The sequence below is a fragment of the Gammaproteobacteria bacterium genome, from assembly GCA_003696665.1.
GTDB lineage: Bacteria > Pseudomonadota > Gammaproteobacteria > Enterobacterales.
Map to the genome: position 1 here is coordinate 1 of RFGJ01000323.1, position 4,587 is coordinate 4,587.

The 4,587-nt window shown below is 49.7% G+C and carries 5 protein-coding genes; 1 reads left to right on the plus strand and 4 read right to left on the minus strand.

Features of this window, described 5'->3' with window-relative positions:
* The coding region (locus D6694_08525; GenBank protein ID RMH41833.1) for a hypothetical protein at nt 1-959 on the minus strand (959 nt) is incomplete at its 3' end.
* A 38-nt stretch (nt 960-997) separates the two neighbouring features.
* Entirely contained in the window at nt 998-1,765 is a 768-nt protein-coding gene (locus D6694_08530) for an HAD-IIA family hydrolase (protein ID RMH41834.1), read from the minus strand.
* A gap of 79 nt (nt 1,766-1,844) precedes the next feature.
* Between D6694_08530 and D6694_08535 the strand changes: the two genes are divergently transcribed.
* Nucleotides 1,845-3,197, plus strand: a complete 1,353-nt coding sequence (locus D6694_08535; protein ID RMH41835.1) for a sodium:proton antiporter — start codon at nt 1,845-1,847, stop codon at nt 3,195-3,197.
* 42 nt (nt 3,198-3,239) lie between these two features.
* Here D6694_08535 and D6694_08540 read toward each other — a convergent pair whose 3' ends face one another.
* Nucleotides 3,240-4,172, minus strand: a complete 933-nt coding sequence (locus D6694_08540) for a thiol:disulfide interchange protein DsbA/DsbL (GenBank protein RMH41836.1) — start codon at nt 4,170-4,172, stop codon at nt 3,240-3,242.
* Nucleotides 3,943-4,587, minus strand: a 645-nt coding sequence (locus tag D6694_08545; protein RMH41837.1) for a hypothetical protein, incomplete at its 5' end; no start/stop codon positions are given. The genes D6694_08540 and D6694_08545, both read right to left, overlap by 230 nt.

The window sequence follows — 4,587 nt, forward strand, 5'->3', positions numbered from 1 at the left end:
GAAATACCCAGTCTCAGCGAAAGATAGCGGCCGACATGAAAATCCTCAGTGCGGTTCATCAAATTGACATTTGTGCGAGTGACAAACCTGTCCTGAATCCATTCATACCCAAACCATGGATAACGCCAATGGCGATCTTCAGGGACGGCGGTGGATAATGGGTCGCCCGGAATCAAGTCAAATTGATTATCATCGCGCGTCACACCAAAGCGCCAGCGTTCGGTTTCTCCGGCCACCAACCCTTCTGAAACACCAAAAAAGATTTCTTGATACAGTGAGTCTTGCTGATACCTTAACGATTCCTCACCGCGAAAATACAACCGTGCTGTCCGGTCGAACTGCCTTGCCTCGATACCTCCAGACCATTTGGTATCCAGTGCGAAAAAAGGACGTTCAAAAACAAGGCTTTTTTTGAAACCATCCTGATTGTTCTGGTATTCGAGATCAAGAAGTGCCTGAAAACGAGTGAGCTTACGATTGACGTAACGGAATAGGGTCCCGGTGCGTTCAGCGTCCGAGAATCGAGCGACCTGAATCGACTGCCCTGTACCAAGTAAGTTGTTTTCGGTGATGTTAAAGCTTAAGCTATTTTTTCCCCCACTTCTGGCAAAATTGATGGATGGGATCAGTGTCCATACATCATAGGTATGAACGGCCAGAAACACCCGGTCCCCACAAATTTTTTCAACGACAATATGGGCATCACGTAAGAAATTCTCGCTTCTCAAGATGCGTTCGCTTTCAGCGATCTTTTGACTGGAAAAGGGATCGCCTTCGACAAAAAGCAATCGACGCGCAATCGTTTTCTGTCGTGTCAGGCTGTGTAGCCGATTGGCCGTGCGAAACAACCAATTGTTTTCCTCAGGTTTGTTTTCATCAAATATGGGGTGTCGAACATAGCGTATGCCCCCGATGCGCAAGCGCAAGTCGTCTAGCGTGTGGAGGTCCGCCTGAGACATGGTTCGGCAGGTTTCAGCGGCTACAACATCAACGCCCATTAGAAAGACGAGAATGACGACAAAGAATCGATACACATCGCCTCCTTCACTAAACGATTTTCGTCGCGGACCCGATATTTTCCGCTGCGGACAAGGATGCCATGGCAGCCCGCGGCAATGGCAGCGTTGACGTCTGAAGCATAATCATCTCCCACCATGACGACTTCTGACGCTTTAAAGCCTAGCTTCCTCACTGCTGTTTCAAAGATCAATCGATCTGGCTTGCCACAATTTTGGATAGTTTTATTGGCTGCCCAACTGAGTGCTTGTGTAAATGCGCCAAGATCTAGGAACCATTGTTGTTGGCGTCGGTAATAGCGCCCACCACCTAACGCAAGTACTGGCCAGTCTGGATGAAGCATCATCCACTGAAACGCGTGGTTTAACTCTCGATACTGCCAGTTAGTGCCAAAATCGCCAATGATCAGTGCTTCACCAGATTCGTCAAGTTGAAAAAGCGAAAAGGCGTTCTGAATCGGCTTGGGCGCCACAACATGGATCTTTTTGATGTGACGCTGAATAAGCCACTCACACGCCACATCAATTGGCGTCACTATCTGGTCGATGCTAATCGGCAAACCGGCAAGCGTAAAACGTTTCATCAGTTCATCTTTGCTGCGCATGACAGTATTGGTCACAAATAAGACCGGCACATGACGTTCGATGAGTGCTCGAACAAAATCGATGTTAGGTTGTAACACAGCCGGCCCATCCAATAACACACCTTCAATATCAAATAGCCATCCTCGAAATTCCCGTATGTCCATATGACTGGTTTCAACTCTCGCGTATCACGGGTTTGTTTTAGTATAGTGAACAGTACTGAAGCGTGCAGAGTGTTTTTAAATGGCAGAATCACTGGGCGTGTTGACCTTGCTCCCTCCTCTGATCGCGATTGCTGTGGCGATTTATGCCAAAGAAGTCATCATCGCCTTGCTCGCGGGCTTGCTGGCCAGCGAGCTGTTGTTGGCTGGTGGCCACTGGCAGGGATTATTCGCTGTCATCGAGCGACCTGTGCATGTCTTGACGGATGCTGGCAATGCCCGTTTGATGACATTTTGTTTGCTGATTGGTGTGCTTGTGGGCTGGGTGCGTTCGTCAGGGGGCGTTTCTGCGTTTGTTCATAAGTTAACCACCAATGGTTGGGTGGATACCCCAAGGAAGGCATCGTTGATGACTTTCTTAATTGGTGTTGTGATTTTTGTTGAAAGCAACTTAAGTGCGTTGGCCTCTGGATTGGCATCGCGTTCTTTGTTTGATCGTTTTGGTTTGTCACGCGCACGACTGGCTTATTTGATAGACAGTACTTGTGCCCCCGTCAGTATATTATTTGTCTTCAATGGGTGGGGCGCCTATGTCATGGCACTTCTGCGCAACAATGGCGTTGATAATGATTTTCAAACCTTTATTGCAACAATCCCTTATAATTTTTATGCCCTCTTGGCGCTACTTTTGGCTTTGTACACCGCTTGGACCACCCGGGTGTTTGGCGCCTTAAATCGTCATGAATACAAGCGCACTGAGGAGACGATGGCGAATGAACCGAAAGCCACCAGGGCGATCTATTTTGTTATCCCAATAGTGACGATGGTGCTTTCGGTTCCTTGGATGATGTGGTGGACTGGTCATGGCAATCTCATGCAGGGAAGTGGCAGTCAGTCTATCCTGTACGCCACCACTATCGCCTGCCTTGTGGCTTATGTATTACTTCGATGGGGCGGTCAGCTGACGCATACTAAACTGATGCAGCAAGGATTTTCCGGCATGAAAGAATTGTTGCCGTTGGTTTTGGTGCTGATACTCGGGATTGCGTTAGGCGCGAGCATTCGTGACTTGGGAACAGGAGCGTTTATTGCCTCTTGGGTTGGTCCCAATTTACCCACGTCATGGCTGGCGCCGATGATATTCGTGAGTGCCGCTTTAATCGCTTTTACCACAGGCACATCATGGGGAACCTTCGCGATCATGGTGCCCATTGCGATACCGGTCGCCTTACAAACGGGTCTGCCTTTGCCGATCGCTATCGGCGCTGCATTAAGTGGCGGGATTTTCGGTGATCACACGTCTCCGATTTCCGACACCACGATCATTGCCAGCCTGGCGGCGGGCACGGATGTGATGACACACGTTCGTACGCAGCTGCCCTATGCGCTGTTTGCTGGATTATTATCTATCGTAGGGTTTTGGCTGGTCAGTTGAAATGGAAGGGCAGTGTTGCCACTGCCCAATTTTCTCAGCCTGTTATTTGAAATCTTTGAGCGCTAAACCGTTAAGCAATTCCTGGAACTCCGCTTCGCTTTTGACAGCACCCGGGACGAGGCGATACCGATAATTGACGAGGAAGTCCGGCACCCCCATGACCCGATATTGGCGTGCCAGTTGGTCAGCGCGTCTGAGCTGACTTTCCACCCAAAATGATTTGGCATGCTTGTCAAAGTCTTCGGCTTTGACGCCCATCTCCACAAAGACTGCTTTGAGCTCGTTCAAGTTGGTTGGCGCTTGCCGCTTGATATGAATTCGATTGAAGAAGGCGGGTACAAAACGGTCTTCGATTTTCAGCGCCTTGGCGATGTAGTAAGCCCTTGCAAATAAACCCCAGCTTGGGCGGCCAAAGCTGACCGGAATTCGTTCAAAATGGATGTTAGCGGGTTTGTTTCTGAGCCAACGTTCAACCTGTGGCTCGGCATGAAAGCAATGTGGGCAGCCAAAGGAGAAGAATTGAACAACCGTGGGTTGGCTTGCTTTATTGTCAGGAAACTCTGTCCGATAGTGCACATTTTCCTGGAATTTTGGTATCGGGCCAGCAAAGGGATCGGTTGTGGCCATAGCGATCACAGCGTAGACCAAAGAAAAAAAGATAATTGTGGTACGTTTCATGCAACCACCTCGATTATCGAACTTGGAGGCCATAGCATAATCAACCGAAACTGAATAAACAATGAAGCTAAGGGATTTTCCATTGTTGCGCATAGCCTGAGCTTGCGATGGACCAAAGTGTCCCGTGGTCACTAAAGCCGACCGCGAGCACAACAGCGCCGCCGCGCCCCCGGGTTTGGACGCGCCACTGCTGCACCAATTTTCCTTCAGGAATACGCCAAAGTTTAAGCTCCCGCCCAGGTGCCCCGGTCGCGATATATTGACCTGACGCGTCAAAAGCGACAGCACTGACCACATATTCCCGTGGCTTGAGCTTAAGGCGGCTCACCGGCTGACCGCTAGCCAGATCCCACACGACCGATTCTGCCTGAATCGACGCGGAAAACGCTCTTTTGTGATGTTCATCGAGGCGAACAAGGTGAACGCGATTTTTGTGTTGATGTCGTTGGAGAATCTGCCCGGTTTTGGTGTCCCAAAAGAGTGCCTGATTGTCATCACCGCCAGACAGAACATAACGGCCATTACCAGAGACGTCGACGCTGTTGACGCCAGCCCAGCCATCAGGTATGCCCTGTTTTCTTGCATTCAACAAATGTCCAAAAAACTCAAGACGCCTGCCGGATGCTGTGTCCACAAAAACAACACGGCCATCGTCCAAGGCAATGACAAGGTGGCGACCATGATTGCTGACGGCAATATCTCGTACTTTGGC

What these genes read in the sequence shown, in the direction of transcription:
- D6694_08530 (RMH41834.1), bottom strand. Translation starts at nt 1,765, where the DNA reads ATGGACATACGGGAATTTCGAGGATGGCTATTTGATATTGAAGGTGTG.
- D6694_08535 (RMH41835.1), top strand. Translation starts at nt 1,845, where the DNA reads ATGGCAGAATCACTGGGCGTGTTGACCTTGCTCCCTCCTCTGATCGCG.
- D6694_08540 (RMH41836.1), bottom strand. Translation starts at nt 4,172, where the DNA reads ATGTGGTCAGTGCTGTCGCTTTTGACGCGTCAGGTCAATATATCGCGA.